Genomic DNA, 16,227 nt, shown 5'->3' on the forward strand with positions numbered 1-16,227 from the left:
AGAGGTATGAGGTTAAAAGCTAAGGTAGTTTCAGGCAGTGTATTTCTTGTCATGTTGACACTAGGCGTGTTGGTGTATACACAACACCGAGTTTCTGACTATTACACTCAAGATATCGTCGAAAAAACCAGTGAAAATATCAGTAAAAGCTTAATCAATAATGCTCAAATACAGGTTGAGCAAATGATGGCTTACCTGTCAGATGCGTTAATCAACCCTTTTTACCGTTACGATTTAACCGGGGTGCAAGCTTTACTTGAGCCGGCACTAAATAATAAAAATTTAACCAAAATCCAGGTGTTCGATTCCCAAGGCAACATTTTTCACGATGGCAGTGAGAGTATTTTGGTATACGGTGAGCCGATAAAGCATGATGATTTGAAAGCTGCGGTGCTAGAGCAGCGTAAGGTGTTTACCGTTATCGAAGGGGATACCATAATTATGGCTTGCCCACTTATTTTAGGCCACGATGTGCTAGGCGGTTTGTTATTAGAATACTCGCTTGAAGAGGTATATCAAAACATACGGCAAAACCAAACCATCATCGAAGCGACGCATCAGACCAGCACCGCCTCCAGCGCAAAACTGTTTTTTGGTATTGCTATCTTGCTTTTTTTGATGAGCTTGACACTGGCACTAGTCCTCTCAAATGGTATTGTACGGCCAATTGAACAGTTAGTTCGACATGCTAATCGAATTGGTATTGGCCAACACGGGATAGACAACGACGTTCAACGCAATGACGAATTAGGCACCTTGGCTCACTCTTTTAATGATATGGATAAAAACTTAAAAGAACGCACCGAAGCGATTGAGTTTTTGGCCTATCACGACGTACTTACACGGCTGCCAAATCGTGCTCAATTCATGGATTTTCTCAATAAACGAATCGATCACGGCCTAAAGCACAATCGGCCTTTTGCGGTCTTGTTTATCGACTTAGATGAGTTTAAGGGGATCAATGATAACTTGGGCCACAGTGCTGGTGATGAATTATTGTGTACAGTAGCCAATAGTATTAAAGCCGAGGTTGAAAAGCGGGCAAACCCACATCGAGATCAAACGACTTATTTTATTTCTCGAGTTGGGGGGGATGAATTTTTGATGTGCTTACCCAACCTCGAACATTTTAATCGCCAAGGGATCGGCCAAACTGAGCAGGTTATTGTATCAAATCTTGCCAAACAGTTAATTTCAACATTATCAAAGCCAATTTGGTTAGAAAAAAGTAATGAGTCTGTGGTGGTCGGAGCCAGTATTGGTATTGCTTTGTACCCTCAGGCGGGGCAAAGCTCAGAGCAATTGGTCAAGCATGCTGACATTGCTATGTACAACGCAAAAAATAGCGGTAAAGGACAGTTCTGTTTTTTCAATGAAGAAATGGAAAAAGAGATGATTTACCGAAATGAATTGGAAAAAGAATTGCGATTGGCGATGGAAGATTACTCTGCATTTCACATGTACTATCAACCCAAAATTGAGCTTAACAGTGGACGCATTATTGGCGCTGAAGCTCTGATCCGCTGGATCCACCCGACTCGAGGCCATATCTCGCCAGATGTGTTTATCAAAATCGCCGAGTCGACCGGTATGATCATCCCTCTTGGTGAATGGATCGTAAAACAAGTGGCCAAGGACATGCATAAGATCTATGGCTTTTGCGCTCATCAAGATTTTCACTTAGCGTTGAATGTGTCTGCCAAACAGTTGTATGGCAGCAAGGTTGCGCGGTTGTTGAATCACCAATTGATTACTTATCAACTGCCTCCTCATTGTCTTCACGTAGAAGTGACGGAAACCTTGTTAATGCAAGACCGACAAACAGCGAAAGAAAATTTAGACAAAATCAGAGCGTTAGGCATCGAAATTTGGCTTGATGATTTTGGAACGGGGTATTCATCACTGGGCTATTTACTCGATTTTAATATTGATGGAATTAAAATCGATCGCAGCTTTGTCAATGATATCACCACGGATAAACACTCTCAGGCGCTGTGCTCTGCGATCATCAATATGGCCAAAAAGTTAGATATTAAAGTGGTCGCTGAAGGCGTTGAAGAAATAGAGCAGTCCAACTACCTTCTCAATGAAGAGTGTGATTATGCCCAAGGGTATTTTTATTCTCGCCCAATTGCGCTTAATGAGTTTATTGTATTCCTTGAAGAGAGTGTGCTAAATCAAACTCGGCCACACGTGTTGTAAGCTGGCTAAAGGCTTGAAATCGTGAGAGGCTACAGCGTGTCTAGTCACCTCTCACGGTATGCTTTAACTGATTCGTTTACCCAGTTGATTGCCTAATACGCCACCCATAATCATGACGACTAAGAAAATCCAGCCAGACAAAGAGAAATTCGCAATGGGGGTAAATAACGCGCCGACATTACAGCCATTGGCTAAGCGGGTACCCAATCCCATCGATAAGCCCGCGACAATCAACATACTGGCTTCTTTTCCTGACAGTCTCAGGCGAGATATCCCCGAAATAAAACGTCCTGATAGCAGTAAGCAAGTAATAGAGCCGAGCATGATGCCGATATTTTGCACATTCACTGGGTGCTCAAAAAAGGGCATGGTAAAGGCTTGCTCAGGGCGATGAGTAAACTCAGCAATCAGACTTGGGTCAATACCTGTAGCAATCAGTAAGCGACCAAACCAAAGCCCAAAAGGGGTTGAAGCGCCCCAACCAGAGCCGGTCACGCCCATTAACAAAGTAAATAAGATAACAATGACAGCAACCCCTGTGGTAAGGGACCAACGACGGACAAATAACGCTTGATAGGTTTGTGAGCTAAAAAACGGATAGGCAGCAAAATCATAAGGTGTATTTTCTGCTTGTTCTTTTTCTGCTGCATTGCCGATATAAGTGCCCTGTAAACGGCGCTGACGTTCGTAGCGATGAGCAAACCATACCACGAGACTGGCTAAACCGGCCGTCAGTAGGATAGCGCCGAGGTAACCGTCAAGTGGGGTCCCAGCAAATAGGTCGGGTAAAAAGACCCCTTTGCCCTGATAGGTCGACGAAGAAACCCAAGTCTCGCGTATCCAACTTTGTTCCGCTTGTAAAGGAAAGCCGAGAAACACACCGCCACCAAAGCTAAGCAGTACCAGTGCAGGGCGATTTAAGCTACTGGAGAAATAGGTTAATACCCCAGAGGCACAGCAACTGGCGAATGACATGCCAAAGCCAAATAACAGTCCTCCCACTAACAAGCCCGCATTGATGGGGTTAATCCACAATCCCATATCTTGTGGGTTGTGGTTGTAGAGAAAAGCGCTGGTAGTCAAGGCGGCTAAGGTAAACATTAACATTAACGCGCGTAGCAACTTGGTTGTGCCTGCTCGATAAGCGCGATTAACACTACCGGCAAAGCCAATCGAAGAGCGGGTCAATGCATAGCCTAACCCCAGGCCAATGACGAGACGAAAAAAGATCTCTGGATTGAGTAACAGGCCGCCGAGGACTAGACTGAATAACAGTAAAAAAGCCCCGCTTAAGTGTTCTTTGACGTTCATAAACTATCTCAAAAGTAAGCCAACATGTGATCGATGTCGCAGCTTAATGAGGGGGGTGTTGAGCATCAAGTGTTGTTCAATAACGAATGGCTATAAGATAGTGACTTTTGTTCGCGAATAATGGGCAGTAGATTGACAGGTTCAGCTGCTGGCACACATATGACCAAGGAACGGCCTTTTTGTGGTTGTTCTTAAATACAGTATACCAGCAGCAATGTACAAGCGTGCGATGGTACTTTCAGTTAGGGTCTTCTTGGGCCTGGTGTAATAACCACGGCCGGGGCGGGAAGCGCAATCGTGATATTTGCAAACGGACGAGGGCCTGGCCAGCCGGGTCCTCGAGGTCCGACACAACCAGTTAACAGCGCAACTGTTGCTGCTAATACAGCAAGATATGTCATTTTTTTCATCACATGATCTCCTAGTTAGGCAAAACTCGTTGGACTCTGAATAAGGTGGTCTCACCTCGCTTTTGATTTTATTGGCTCATACCAAGGAGTCAATCGTCTTGACGTTGTATTACATTAATAGCAATCTAACTCAATAACGGGCAAGTGTTATTGAGTTAGATTGCTATAAGTGCACTGGTCGGAAAAACCTTTGGATGATAAGAGTGGCAACAAAAAAGCCTGTCAAACTGAGTTTGGCAGGCTTTGTCATTAGCTTGTGATCAACGAGTGATTACAAGGCGGCTATGGTGACTTTTTGCTCTTGTAGCTTAACCAGTGTCTCTTGATAGCTCTCTAGCTTCTCTCGCTCTTTGGCAACGACGGCTTCAGGGGCTTTGGCCACAAAACCTTGGTTGTTTAACTTGCCTTCGATGCGTTTGATTTCGCCTTGTGTCTTATCTATTTCTTTATCAAGACGGGCTAGCTCAGCGGTTTTATCAATCAAACCGGCCATTGGAATAAGCAATTCTGATTTACCCACTAGCGCCGATGCACAAGCCGGTGTTTCTTCTTCGCTTGCCAGCAGGCGGACACTGTCGAGTTTAGCTAAAGAAGTCAGCACTGTTTGGCAAGATGCTAAGCGCTCTGCATCTTGCTCGTTAGCGGCTTTCAGCATCACTTCTAATGGCTTACCTGGGTTGATATCGTACTCTGCGCGCAAGTTACGAATACTGGTGATAAAGCTCTTCACCCACTCGATGTCGCTTAATGCTTCTGGGTGGAAGTTGCCTTCATCGTACTGCGGTAGCGCCTGTAGCATGATGGTGTCGCCCTCAACACCGTCTACTAACGGTTTCACACTTTGCCAAATGGTTTCCGTGATGTATGGCAATACCGGGTGGGCAAGGCGCAAGGTTTTTTCCAGCACCGTGATAAGAGTGCGGCGTGTTGCGCGTTGCTGAGCCTCACTTCCTTTCCACAGTACCGGCTTAGTGAGCTCGAGATACCAGTCACAGAATTGGTTCCAGATAAACTCATACAGGGTATTGGCGGCCATATCGAGACGGAAGTTATCGATATGTTCGTTGAACGATTTCGCCGCCAGCTCAAATTGTGACTCGATCCATTTGTCGGCCAGAGAATACTCAAGATCACCACCGTTAAAGCCGCAATCTTGCTCTTCGGTATTCATCAGAACATAGCGACTCGCGTTCCACAGTTTGTTGCAGAAGTTGCGGTAGCCCTCTAAGCGTTTCATATCCCAGTTAATGTCACGACCGGTAGAAGCCATGGCTGCTAGGGTAAAGCGCAGGGCATCCGTACCAAAGGCTTCGATGCCATTTTCAAAGGTTTTACGCGTGTTTTTCTCGATTTTCTTCGCCAATTGAGGCTGCATCATATTGCCGGTGCGCTTAGACACGAGTGACTCGAGATCAATACCATCAATCATGTCGATAGGATCAAGGACATTGCCTTTTGACTTCGACATTTTATCGCCATTTTCATCGCGGATGAGGCCGGTTACGTAGACCGTTTTAAAGGGCACTTGTGGTTTGCCATTTTCGTCTTTGATGAAGTGCATGGTCATCATGATCATACGTGCCACCCAGAAGAAAATAATGTCAAAGCCGGTGACCAACACATCTGAGGGATGGAAGGTCTCAAGGTCAGGAGTTTGTTCGGGCCAGCCTTGAGTACCAAAGGTCCACAGCGCAGAAGAGAACCAGGTATCAAGGACATCGTCGTCGCGGCGTAGCTCAATCGCGCTTTCTAGCCCGTGCTTGGCACGCACTTCTTCTTCGCTACGGCCAACGTAGACATTACCTTGGTTGTCGTACCACGCAGGGATGCGATGGCCCCACCACAATTGACGAGAAATACACCAGTCTTGGATATCGCGCATCCAAGAGAAGTACATGTTTTCGTACTGTTTTGGTACAAACTGGATTTCACCGTCTTCTACTGCCTGGGTCGCTACTTGAGCAAGAGGGGCGGTGCGCACGTACCATTGGTCGGTGAGCATCGGCTCAATCACCACGCCACCGCGATCGCCATACGGCACGGTTAAGTCGTGATCTTTAATTTCTTCTAGCAAACCCAAGGCATCAAATTCTGCCACGATGGCTTTACGAGCTGCAAAGCGCTCTAAACCTTGATATGACTCCGGGATGTCGGTGGTATAAGCATCACTCGGTTCACCATTGGTGGTGAAGACTTCTGCCGCATCGCGAATATTGGCATCAAACGTCAAGATATTGATCATCGGTAATTGATGGCGCTTGCCGACTTCGTAGTCGTTGAAGTCGTGAGCCGGAGTGATTTTCACACAACCGGTGCCTTTTTCCATATCGGCGTGTTCATCGCCGACGATGGGGATGCGACGGTTAACGATTGGCAACAGGACCTCATTGCCAATCAGTGCTTGATAGCGAGGATCTTCTGGGTTAACAGCAACCCCCGTATCGCCGAGCATGGTTTCTGGACGGGTGGTGGCAACCACAATGTAATCTTTGCCTTCTGCGGTTTTTACCCCATCGGCCAAAGGATAGCGGAAATGCCACATATGGCCTTTCTTATCTTTATTTTCAACTTCGAGATCAGAAATCGCCGTGTGCAACTTAGGATCCCAGTTGACCAAGCGTTTGCCTCGGTAGATCAAATCTTCTTCGTAAAGGCGCACAAACACTTCTTGAACGGCATTAGACAAGCCATCATCCATAGTAAAGCGCTCGCGGTCCCAATCCACTGACGCTCCAAGGCGACGCAGTTGTTGGGTGATGTTACCACCGGACTCGTTTTTCCATTCCCAGATTTTATCGATAAAAGCATCACGACCGTAATCGTGTTTGGTTTTACCTTCCTCGGCTGCAATTTTGCGTTCAACGACCATCTGAGTCGCGATACCCGCATGGTCAGTACCTACTTGCCACAAGGTATTTTTGCCTTTCATGCGTTGGCAGCGGATCAAGGTATCCATAATGGTGTCTTGGAAAGCGTGACCCATGTGCAGGCTGCCAGTGACATTCGGCGGCGGGATCATGATGCTGTAAGATTCTTTGCTGGTGTCACCGTGTGGCTTGAAGTAGCCTTTTTCTTCCCAAGCTTGATATAGGGCTTGTTCAATTGAAGTGGGGTTGTATGTCTTTTCCATAGCGCTCTTAAATGGATACGTTGATGGTGAAAAATAATCGTTCAATCATTATACCGAATTGGTCGCACAAGATCTGCTTAACGGTATGCATTTTGATTTTTTACGGATAGCGATTGCGGTTACGGGAGTGAAACCTCGACCGTTTGCATAGCAAAACCCGCCTGTCGATACAGTTTATATCTTTCGCGAGCCAGTTGCTTGGCTTTTTCTTCGCAAGGCACGAAGTCTACCACTTCGGCAAACTTGTGCGCAAAGGTTGTCTCTTGATTGGCCAAATTTATGACCAGCTGCCGATTCCACAGCGGTTTTGCTTGTGGGTGACCTATTTCGATCGCCGTCCCGTATTTAGGGCCTTCCCCTGCAAGGTGGTGAGCGAGATAATCGGCACCCTCTTGCTGAAAAAAGACCTCGGCTAAGGCTTCGGCTTGTGTGCGGTTATGGCAGTGAAGGTACAGCTTAGCCCCTTGGTTGACAAAGTGTCGAGTTAGATAGATCACATAGTCAAACCAGCCGGATTGGCTGGCTTGGGGGCTGTGCTCAGAGATGAGATAAAATGTCGCTGTGGCCATGGTGTGCTCTTATCCATGAGCGAGATGCCGGGATGTAATGAGCAATCTCGCTACTTAGTCTTTAGCGCGATTATTCTTCGCGATATTGACCACTGCGGTTAAGCAAAAACTGCACTAATAAGGAGACCGGTCGACCAGTGGATCCTTTTGCGGCTCCAGAGCGCCACGCTGTCCCCGCGATATCAAGGTGTGCCCAATTGTACTTTTTCGCAAAGCGCGACAAAAAACAACCTGCGGTGATGGTGCCGGCTGGGCGGCCGCCGATATTGGCCATATCCGCAAACGGGCTGCGCAATTGCTCTTGGAACTCATCAATCATAGGCAAGCGCCAAGCGCGATCACTGGCTTGCTCAGACGCGTTGACCAATTCGTGCGCCAGAGGGTTGTGGTTTGACACTAAGCCACTGATATGGTGACCAAGGGCGATAATACACGCACCGGTCAAGGTGGCAACATCGATGACACACTCAGGCTCAAAGCGCTCGACGTAGGTCAAAGTGTCACAAAGCACCAAACGCCCTTCGGCATCGGTATTGAGGACTTCGACCGTTTGACCGGACATGGTGGTTAATATGTCACCAGGTCGATAGGCGTTACTTCCTGGCATATTTTCACAGCCCGCTAACACACCGACAACGTTAATCGGTAAATTGAGTTTGGCGAGAGCCGCCATGGTGCCAAATACCGATGCGGCGCCACACATGTCGTATTTCATTTCATCCATGCCTTCGCCTGGTTTGAGAGAAATACCCCCAGAGTCAAAAGTGAGTCCTTTGCCGACCAGCACAATGGGCTTGGCTGTGGGATCAGGATGGCCGCGGTATTCAATCAGTGACATCATGGCTTCGTTTTTCGAACCGCGACTGACGGCGAGATAGGAATGCATTCCAAGCTTTTCCATCTCTTGTTCGCCAATGATTTTTGTGCTGATGGTATCGTAGTCATCGGCGAGGCGACGCGCCTGTGAGGCGAGGTAGGCCGGATTGGCGATATTGGGCGGCATGTTGCCGAGGTCTTTACACGCACTGACGCCTGAGGCAATAGCTAACCCGTGATTAATTGCTTTTTCACCAAGGTTAAGTTCGCGGCGAGTCGGGACGTTAAAAACCAATTTTCGCAATGGGCGGCGCAGTTCTGGTTTGTTGCTTTTAAATTGGTCAAAGGTGTAGAGGCCGTCATTGGTCGCTTCGACGGCTTGGCGAACTTTCCAATAGGTATCGCGGCCTTTGACGTGAAGTTCAGTGAGAAAGCACACCGCTTCCATTGAGCCGGTTTCATTGAGAGTGTTGATGGTTTTTTGGATGATTTCTTTGTACTGACGTTCGCCGAGTTCGCGTTCTTTACCACAGCCGACGAGCAATACGCGTTCTGAGAGTACGCCGGGTACGTGGTGCAATAACAATACTTGGCCGGGTTTTCCTTCTAGGTCGCCCCGGCGGAGCAGTGAACTTAAATAACCGTCACTGACTTTGTCGAGTTGCTCGGCAACGGGGGAAAGACGGCGTGGTTCGAAAACACCGACAACGATACAGGCGCTGCGTTGTTTCTCCGGGCTACCACTTTTTACACTGAACTCCATGCGTACTCCTACATCCTGAAGACAAAACATTCTCAATGTTAGATAATGACCGCTTACTTGTTGAATGTTACTCTATAGTTAACTTCATAAATGCAGCGGCTGTCTGGTCATCATAGTATAAAAAAATATAAGGTTTACCGGAAAATTATAGTGATTCGACCAAAAAAACAAGTTTTTATAAAGGTAATTTGCGCGTGATTATTGTTAGATATTTGATCAGAGAAACATTTAAGAGCCAGTTTGCCATCTTTTTTGTGCTTTTTTTGGTCTTTTTAAGCCAAAAGTTTATCAGCGTATTAGCGGATGCGTCCGACGGTGATATTCCCGCTGACCTCATTCTTTCCATTGTAGGACTCAATATGCCTGCAATGGGGTTATTAATGCTGCCTTTGAGTCTGTTTATCGGCATTCTGGTGACTTTTGGGCGCCTATACGCCGAAAGTGAAATTGTGGTCATGAATGCCACCGGCATAGGCAACAAGTTTTTGGTGCAGGCGGCGCTGTATCTCGGTTTGATTACCGCCGGTGTGGCAGCGTTTAACGCGCTTTGGTTATCCCCTTGGTCACAAGATAGAGTGGAGCAGATTATTGAGAATGTCTCCGCTGAAAACAGTGTCGATTTACTTAAAACGGGTCAGTTTCAAAGCTCGCCCGATGGCTCGGCGGTCATTTTTGTCGATGATATTAGCGATAAGAAGCTGACCAATGTTTTTGTCGCCCAAGTGGAAGAAAAAAACTCGATTTTACCGAGTGTCATGTTTGCCAATGCCGGTGAAGTCAAAGAGCTCTCTGACGGGCGTCAGATTATCGCCATGTATGAAGGGACGCGTTATGAGGGGGTGCCGACTCAGTTGCAATACATGGTGACTCAATTTAAAGAGTATGATGGTTTGATTGGCCAGCGCGAAGCCAAACGCAAAAAGCGTGATTGGGAGGCAATGCCAACGTTAGATTTGCTTCACAACCCCAACCCAGAGGCGCAAGCGGAGTTGCAGTGGCGAATTTCTATGGTGGTGTGTATTCCGATCCTGACCATGCTGGTGATCCCTTTGTCTGCCGTGAATCCTCGCCAGGGTCGTTTTGCAAAACTGGGCCCGGCTATTTTGATTTACTTGACCTATTTCCTTGCTATTAGTGCCACGAAGTCCGCGTTAGAAGACGATGCCATTCCTGCGGCTATCGGCATGTGGCCAATAAACGGTTTACTGCTCATTGTGGCCATTGGTGCCAACATGATGGACAGTGCGTTTGTACGCCGTTTTAAAGAAAAAATGCGCAACAAGAAGAGGCTCGCTTAATCCGTGTTTAAAATTCTCGATTGGTATATTGGCCGAACCATTATCTCGACCACCATGCTAGTGTTAGCGACCTTCGTCGGTCTATCTGGCATTATTAAATACGTTGACCAACTGCGCAAAGTTGGTCGAGGCGCCTACGATTTGATACACGCGCTGTTTTTTGTGGTGCTCAGTATTCCTCGCGATATTGAAATGTTTTTCCCAATGGCGGCGTTGCTTGGGGCGTTAATTGCTCTGGGGATGTTGGCATCGAGCTCTGAGTTAGTGGTGATGCAGTCGGCGGGGATTTCTAAGCTCAATATCGGCATGTCGGTATTAAAAACTGCGGTACCTTTAATGATTGTCGTGGTGATTTTAGGTGAATGGGGTGCCCCTCAGGCGCAAAAGTTAGCCAGAGATATGCGAGCTTTTGCGATTTCTGGTGGCAGCATAGCCTCGGTGCAAAGCGGTGTGTGGGCGCGTGATGCCGATGATTTTATCTTCATTGGCAAAGTTGATGACGAGACCTTATACGGCCTAAATATTTGGCGTTTCAGCGAAGAGAAGAAATTGGACTCAGTGATTTTTGCCGAAAAAGTCGAGTATCAAAGTAATAACCATTGGCTAATGCACGATGTTCAGATCACAGATATGACAAACCCGGAGCAACTGACCAAAACCAAACGCGATGAAATGGAGTGGGATACCTCACTTGAGCCAGAGCGATTAGCGGTGGTGACGGTGAAACCTGAAGAGTTGTCGCTAAGTGGCTTATACAGTTACGTGAACTATCTCAAGGCATCAGAGCAAGATGCGTCGCGTTACGATTTGGCGTTTTGGCGTAAGATCACCTCACCAATATCCATTGGTGTAATGATGTTGCTCGCGCTGTCATTTGTATTTGGCCCACTGCGCAGTGTGACCATGGGGGCACGGGTGCTCTCCGGGGTGATTGCGGGGTTTGCCTTTTACATCTCGAGTGAGTTCTTTGGCCCCTTGACCTTGGTGTATGGCATTCCACCTGTGTTTGGTGCGGTGATGCCGAGCTTGGCCTTTTTAGTGGTGGCGGTGTCGCTGTTAAGACGTAAATTGCAGTAATAAGCGAAGAGAATGCGATAAGGCGAGCGTGTGGCTCGCCTTATCGAAGTGTTTGCCCGGTACTGATTTATACGGGTATTTTTTTACCAGTCATACAGTTCATCAAACTTGCGCTGCTCCATAATTTCTTCAATTCGCTTGCGAGCTTCATGTGCCGTAAGGCCTTTTTTATCATCCTGTTTGAGTTTGTTTTGTTTCGTGCTTTTTTTTGTTGTTTTCGCCATGTTTATCATCCTTGATTGCGAGGGGAGAGCAGGGAAGTCAAGTTGTGAAACCTTTACCTTATCCTACAAGGTAACACGAATGGGATATGGGGCAGAATATAAGCACTTTTTTGTGATCTATGCTGTACTTATCAGCAAAATCATTGGCAATCGGGTGAGAAAATTCACGACCAAAAGTGCTGTACTGAGTACAGGGTGTGAAACCTTACCTTGTTTAAAGGTCGTTCTTTTCGGTGTCTGAAGCGATTTTTTAGCGCTGATTTTGGCCTTTCTAGTGTCTTAATGGCTGAAAAGTGCGCTTGTTGTCGAAAATCTATCCAAACGGTAGCGATTTCAATATTTTGTGCTTGCACAACCCGTCGCGTTACGTATAATGCAAACCATCGAAAGGGCAGTTGCCCAGAGATGCCGGTGTGGTGAAATTGGTATACACGACGGATTCAAAATCCGTTGCCTTCGGGCGTGGCGGTTCAAGTCCGCCCACCGGTACCATATTAGAAAGGTCGCTTTTATAGCGGCCTTTCGTCGTTTTAGGCTTTTGAAAATATTCGACTTTTCAGGTGCTTACCTCACTTTTCCTTTTCTGTTGTCACCTCTTTTTTCGCTTCATTAACCTCACTTTATCCACCTTAAAATTTCTTCCATGGTCCATCTATGGTTCATCGCATGACGGTTCTGTGCGCAAGGGAATCCCAGTAAATCCAACAAATGCTAAAAGCTGCCATCTCGCAAGCCAGTATCGTCAAGGGCTTCGAGCTGCCAGAACCATGGTACGACCATGGTGACTTTACGGTGCTATGCGGTTTGGTTTTGGGTTTTATGAGGCAACTGATCGTTTTGATGGATAGTCTAAAAGCCGGTTTGAGATAGGAGGTTTTGCGGTGTGTGTTGGAAGGGCGTTGGGGTATATAAGACAATTACATTACACATTTTTTTTTTCGGAATTGACAGTTCGGCTGTCGTACTGACAAGACTTAACTCACTAAAATATTGAGTATTTTAGGTTACGATGATTTATTTTGATATTTCAGTTGTGAGCAATCTATGAATAAACCTAATCTATTTCGATATGCTACCAGTGAGCTGTCTCAAGATGCATTTTTATGCTGGTTCCTATCTTGGGCAGATCCTCAGTACTGCCAGGTCGATGAGGCACTTCATCAATGTGCTTTAAGTTTTTTGAAATCATTGTTTAGTAAGCATGGTAAATCCTTGCCAACTGTTAACAAAGTCGAAATTACAAAACAAGATTCACATATAGACGTGCTGTGCATCGTTAACGATGAATTTGTAGTTCTCATCGAGGATAAGACCAAAACACGTGAACATTCTGATCAACTTTCTCGCTATTTCAATGAAATTAAGGGAAGGACTTACGAAGTAGATAACATCCTCCCGATATACTTTAAAACCTTTGATCAGTCTTGTTATCGCTCGATCGAATCAAATGGTTACAAGGTATTTTCTAGAAAGGACTTTTTAGATGTATTGAATAAGGGTGACAAAATTAATGACTCAATTTTTCTCGATTTTAGAAGACATCTACAGGAAATAGAAAAAAAGGTTAATAGTTATCTGACTACGCCTCCCGAGACTTGGTCTGGACAAGCATGGGCTGGTTTTTATATGCACTTGCAGAAGGAATTGGGGGCTGGCGGATGGAAGTCTGTAGCTAATCCCTCTGGTGGCTTTATGGGTTTTTGGTGTTTTGGGCGTGACGTTGATAATTCTGAAGTTTATGTTCAACTTGAAGAGCAGCAGCTTTGTATCAAAATTAAAGTACCTGATAAGGAACTACGCAAAACAGAGCGCTCTCGGTGGTATAAAGAGATTAAGAATAAAGCTGAACAGAACGGGATCAACCTTGCTAAGCCCTCTAAGTTTGGACTTGGAAAGTATATGACGGTTCTAGTAGATCAAACAGACTACATAAGTATGAACAAAGAAGGTTGTGTCGATATTTTAGATACGGTTAATAATCTCCGCCGAGTTGGTAAGTTATTGGATTTTCTGGAATAAATTAGAAGTGAAAATTATATTAATCAAATACTTGTCTAACTGATAGGTATTTGATTATGCAAAGTAAAACCCGACTCAACACCACTTTCCTCAACAACCTTAAACCCAATCCGGCTAACGCTAAATCCACTGATTACGAAGTCAATTTATCCGCTATGAAAGACTCTGGCTTGCCTACTGGCGTTCGCTGCTTAGTAGGTAAGTCTGGCGGGAAACGCTTCTTACTCCGCTATACCAGTCCGGTAACAGGTAAGAAGGCATCTATTGGTCTTGGTAAGCACCCTGAAACTGACCTCGCTACATTGCGCAAAACAGCCAAAGAGTATCGCCAGCAAATTATTGAAGGTATTGATCCAAAGCTTGAGCGTGACAATCAGACTACCGAGAAGACGATGACTCTGGAACGGTTCTTTGATGAAGTGTACCTGCCACTGGCAAAACAGAAACGTAGTTGGAAGGATGATGTAGCGCGATTTCGTTTAGCAAAGTCGATACACCATATCTCGATTCATGACCTAACCGCCGCCGATATCATCAAAATCCAAATGGAGATGCAGAACGCAGTTACGATTAAGGGTAAACCGTATGCTCCTGCTTCGATTAATCGCGTTTTAGCTCTATTGAAAACGATCAATCGTCAAGCATACAAGTTGATGGACGCTCCGCTCATTGCTGACAAGGTGAGTTTGTTGAAAGAGGATAACGTGCGCACTGGCTACTTGTCTGAATCACAGCTAAAGGAGTTCATAGGTCACGCTTTGAACCATGAAGACAAAAGTATTGGCGCGTATCTAGCCTTGCTGTTTTTGACTGGCGCGAGGGATAAGGAACTGCGTTTACGCTTGAAATCCGATGTGAATTGGGACGAAAAAACACTCACTATCCCGCAAACGAAAAATGGTAGTAACCACGTTTTATTTCTAACAGACTACATGCTTGATATTTTGAGGTCGGTGCCTCATGTGGCGAATAATCCCTATCTCTTTCCTGGACGCAAAAAGGGTAAACCAGTAGGGCAACCTAGGCATGCTTTCAAGGCTATCAAAGCCAAGATGGGACTGCCCGACATACCCGGTGATAAAGCGAACCTAACCCTGCATTCAGCTCGCCATACGGTTGGGAGTTTATTAGCTAGCCAAGGAGTCTCGTTACACGACATAGCCAAGCAGTTGAATCACGCTGACCTGTCATCAACAAGGCGCTACTCGAAATTGACTGTTGGACGTCGGAGGGAGATAGGCTCTCGCTTATCGGATATGGTGACTGCGAAGCCAGAGATACGCTGGGAATGAAGAAGTTAGGTTTAACCAGTTAATTTGGAAATGACATTAGAAAAGCCCCTGTTTAGCGATGAGCTAAACAGGGGCTTTTTCATTATTAAACGGAGATTAGAAATGAAAACAGTAAACAAGTTTGAAGACATTCAATCACTGCCAATGCCGGATGGTGTGAAAGCAAAACTGCTAGAGCACCTGATAGAACCATTCGGTGATGAAGAAAGCACAAAAACGTTTTGGGATGAGGTCGGTACTACCTTGTACTTGATTGAGGAAGGGGATACCAACGAAATACTGAATGAAGAGTCTGAGGAAGATCTGCACTTTCTTCGCTTTGTTACTAACTACCCTGAATGGGTTCTGTTGTTAAACGACGATGATTGTCCTTGGTTATTAGCGGTCGCCATAGTGACCATGGAAGGCGCTGGTGTGTACTGCTGTGCTCCTATGAACAGTCCAACGTTCCCTGTCGCCAAGCTCGCTGACCAAGCTGAATCTTAAAATCAAACTAAACCTGAATTATTCCAACTTAAAGGAGGTGTCCTATGGCACGTAAACCAAGCAATAAACAAGCAGCCGTTCTACCAGAAGTTGTAGAAGGCAATGAACAAGTCACGGTCACTGACGATCAATCAGTAGACCATTTCACTAATATCGTGCGCGAGGGCAAAGCTAAAAAGCTATCACCGAAAACAGAGAACCATGTGTTCTATGAAATCGCCATTCATGATGAAGAAAACGAGCTCTATATCCGCATGTCGGGTAATGAAGGTGGAGGTCTACACAGCAAGGAATGGATCCCACTTAAAGACATCACCGCTGTACTAGATGTGCAGGGTGATAAGCCGTTCAAGAGTTCTGTGCTGAAGTGTGTAATTTCTGGACAGTCAGCGAACAATGCTGGTTTTATGTGCGGGGTTTGCAGGGGGCTTGGTCTTATCATTCAGTCGGAGAAATCAGTGTTTCTCCACGTTCTAGCGCCAGACTACGAGCAACGTCGTTATGAGTTGCTTTCATTAGTTGACGCTGAAACCAAAGCGAAATAACCCTAAAACCACAGCTCCCTTACCCTCCAAGCCAACTCTGGTTTTCATACCAAGCACTTAACAAGAGTGCATCCCTAACAAACTA

Annotated in this window: 12 protein-coding genes and 1 tRNA gene; 8 read left to right on the forward strand and 5 right to left on the reverse strand. The window is 45.9% G+C overall.

Annotation, left to right across the window (positions count from 1 at the left end):
* Positions 1-6: 6 nt before the first annotated feature.
* Positions 7-2,202 carry an EAL domain-containing protein gene (locus tag AB0763_RS01510; RefSeq protein ID WP_306102176.1) on the forward strand — a complete coding sequence of 732 codons (2,196 nt, stop codon included), beginning with the start codon at positions 7-9 and terminating at the stop codon, positions 2,200-2,202.
* A 63-nt stretch (positions 2,203-2,265) separates the two neighbouring features.
* Here the strand turns inward: AB0763_RS01510 and AB0763_RS01515 are convergent, their stop codons facing one another.
* From AB0763_RS01515 to pepA, 4 genes are all read right to left on the reverse strand, one after another.
* Positions 2,266-3,513: a YeeE/YedE thiosulfate transporter family protein gene (locus AB0763_RS01515; RefSeq protein WP_306102175.1), complete on the reverse strand. Its 1,248-nt coding sequence runs from the start codon at positions 3,511-3,513 to the stop codon at positions 2,266-2,268.
* Positions 3,514-4,194: 681 nt separating this feature from the next.
* On the reverse strand, positions 4,195-7,053 hold the full coding sequence (locus AB0763_RS01520) for a valine--tRNA ligase (protein WP_306102174.1): 2,859 nt from the start codon (positions 7,051-7,053) through the stop codon (positions 4,195-4,197).
* 119 nt (positions 7,054-7,172) lie between these two features.
* Positions 7,173-7,622: a DNA polymerase III subunit chi gene (locus AB0763_RS01525; protein WP_306102173.1), complete on the reverse strand. Its 450-nt coding sequence runs from the start codon at positions 7,620-7,622 to the stop codon at positions 7,173-7,175.
* A 70-nt stretch (positions 7,623-7,692) separates the two neighbouring features.
* Positions 7,693-9,201, reverse strand: a complete 1,509-nt coding sequence (gene pepA / locus AB0763_RS01530; protein WP_306102172.1) for a leucyl aminopeptidase — start codon at positions 9,199-9,201, stop codon at positions 7,693-7,695.
* Between the two features lie 194 nt (positions 9,202-9,395).
* On the opposite strand from pepA, the gene lptF reads away from it, so the two are divergent.
* Both lptF and lptG read left to right on the forward strand, forming a co-directional pair.
* Positions 9,396-10,499: an LPS export ABC transporter permease LptF gene (gene lptF, locus AB0763_RS01535; protein WP_306102171.1), complete on the forward strand. Its 1,104-nt coding sequence runs from the start codon at positions 9,396-9,398 to the stop codon at positions 10,497-10,499.
* A 3-nt stretch (positions 10,500-10,502) separates the two neighbouring features.
* On the forward strand, positions 10,503-11,576 hold the full coding sequence (gene lptG, locus AB0763_RS01540) for an LPS export ABC transporter permease LptG (RefSeq protein ID WP_306102170.1): 1,074 nt from the start codon (positions 10,503-10,505) through the stop codon (positions 11,574-11,576).
* Between the two features lie 83 nt (positions 11,577-11,659).
* Here the strand turns inward: lptG and AB0763_RS01545 are convergent, their stop codons facing one another.
* Positions 11,660-11,800 carry a hypothetical protein gene (locus AB0763_RS01545; RefSeq protein WP_306102169.1) on the reverse strand — a complete coding sequence of 47 codons (141 nt, stop codon included), beginning with the start codon at positions 11,798-11,800 and terminating at the stop codon, positions 11,660-11,662.
* A 407-nt stretch (positions 11,801-12,207) separates the two neighbouring features.
* Between AB0763_RS01545 and AB0763_RS01550 the strand changes: the two genes are divergently transcribed.
* From AB0763_RS01550 to AB0763_RS01570, 5 genes are all read left to right on the forward strand, one after another.
* Positions 12,208-12,292, forward strand: a tRNA-Leu gene (locus AB0763_RS01550).
* 552 nt (positions 12,293-12,844) lie between these two features.
* Positions 12,845-13,819, forward strand: a complete 975-nt coding sequence (locus AB0763_RS01555; protein ID WP_053809380.1) for a PD-(D/E)XK nuclease family protein — start codon at positions 12,845-12,847, stop codon at positions 13,817-13,819.
* Between the two features lie 56 nt (positions 13,820-13,875).
* Complete coding sequence (locus AB0763_RS01560; protein WP_306102168.1) at positions 13,876-15,111, forward strand: tyrosine-type recombinase/integrase; 1,236 nt, start codon at positions 13,876-13,878, stop codon at positions 15,109-15,111.
* A 102-nt stretch (positions 15,112-15,213) separates the two neighbouring features.
* Positions 15,214-15,597, forward strand: a complete 384-nt coding sequence (locus AB0763_RS01565; protein ID WP_306102167.1) for a hypothetical protein — start codon at positions 15,214-15,216, stop codon at positions 15,595-15,597.
* Positions 15,598-15,641: 44 nt separating this feature from the next.
* Positions 15,642-16,142, forward strand: coding sequence for a hypothetical protein (locus AB0763_RS01570; protein WP_306102166.1), 501 nt, complete (start codon positions 15,642-15,644; stop codon positions 16,140-16,142).
* Positions 16,143-16,227: the final 85 nt, after the last annotated feature.

Source organism: Vibrio sp. HB236076 (assembly GCF_040957575.1).
Lineage (GTDB): Bacteria > Pseudomonadota > Gammaproteobacteria > Enterobacterales > Vibrionaceae > Vibrio.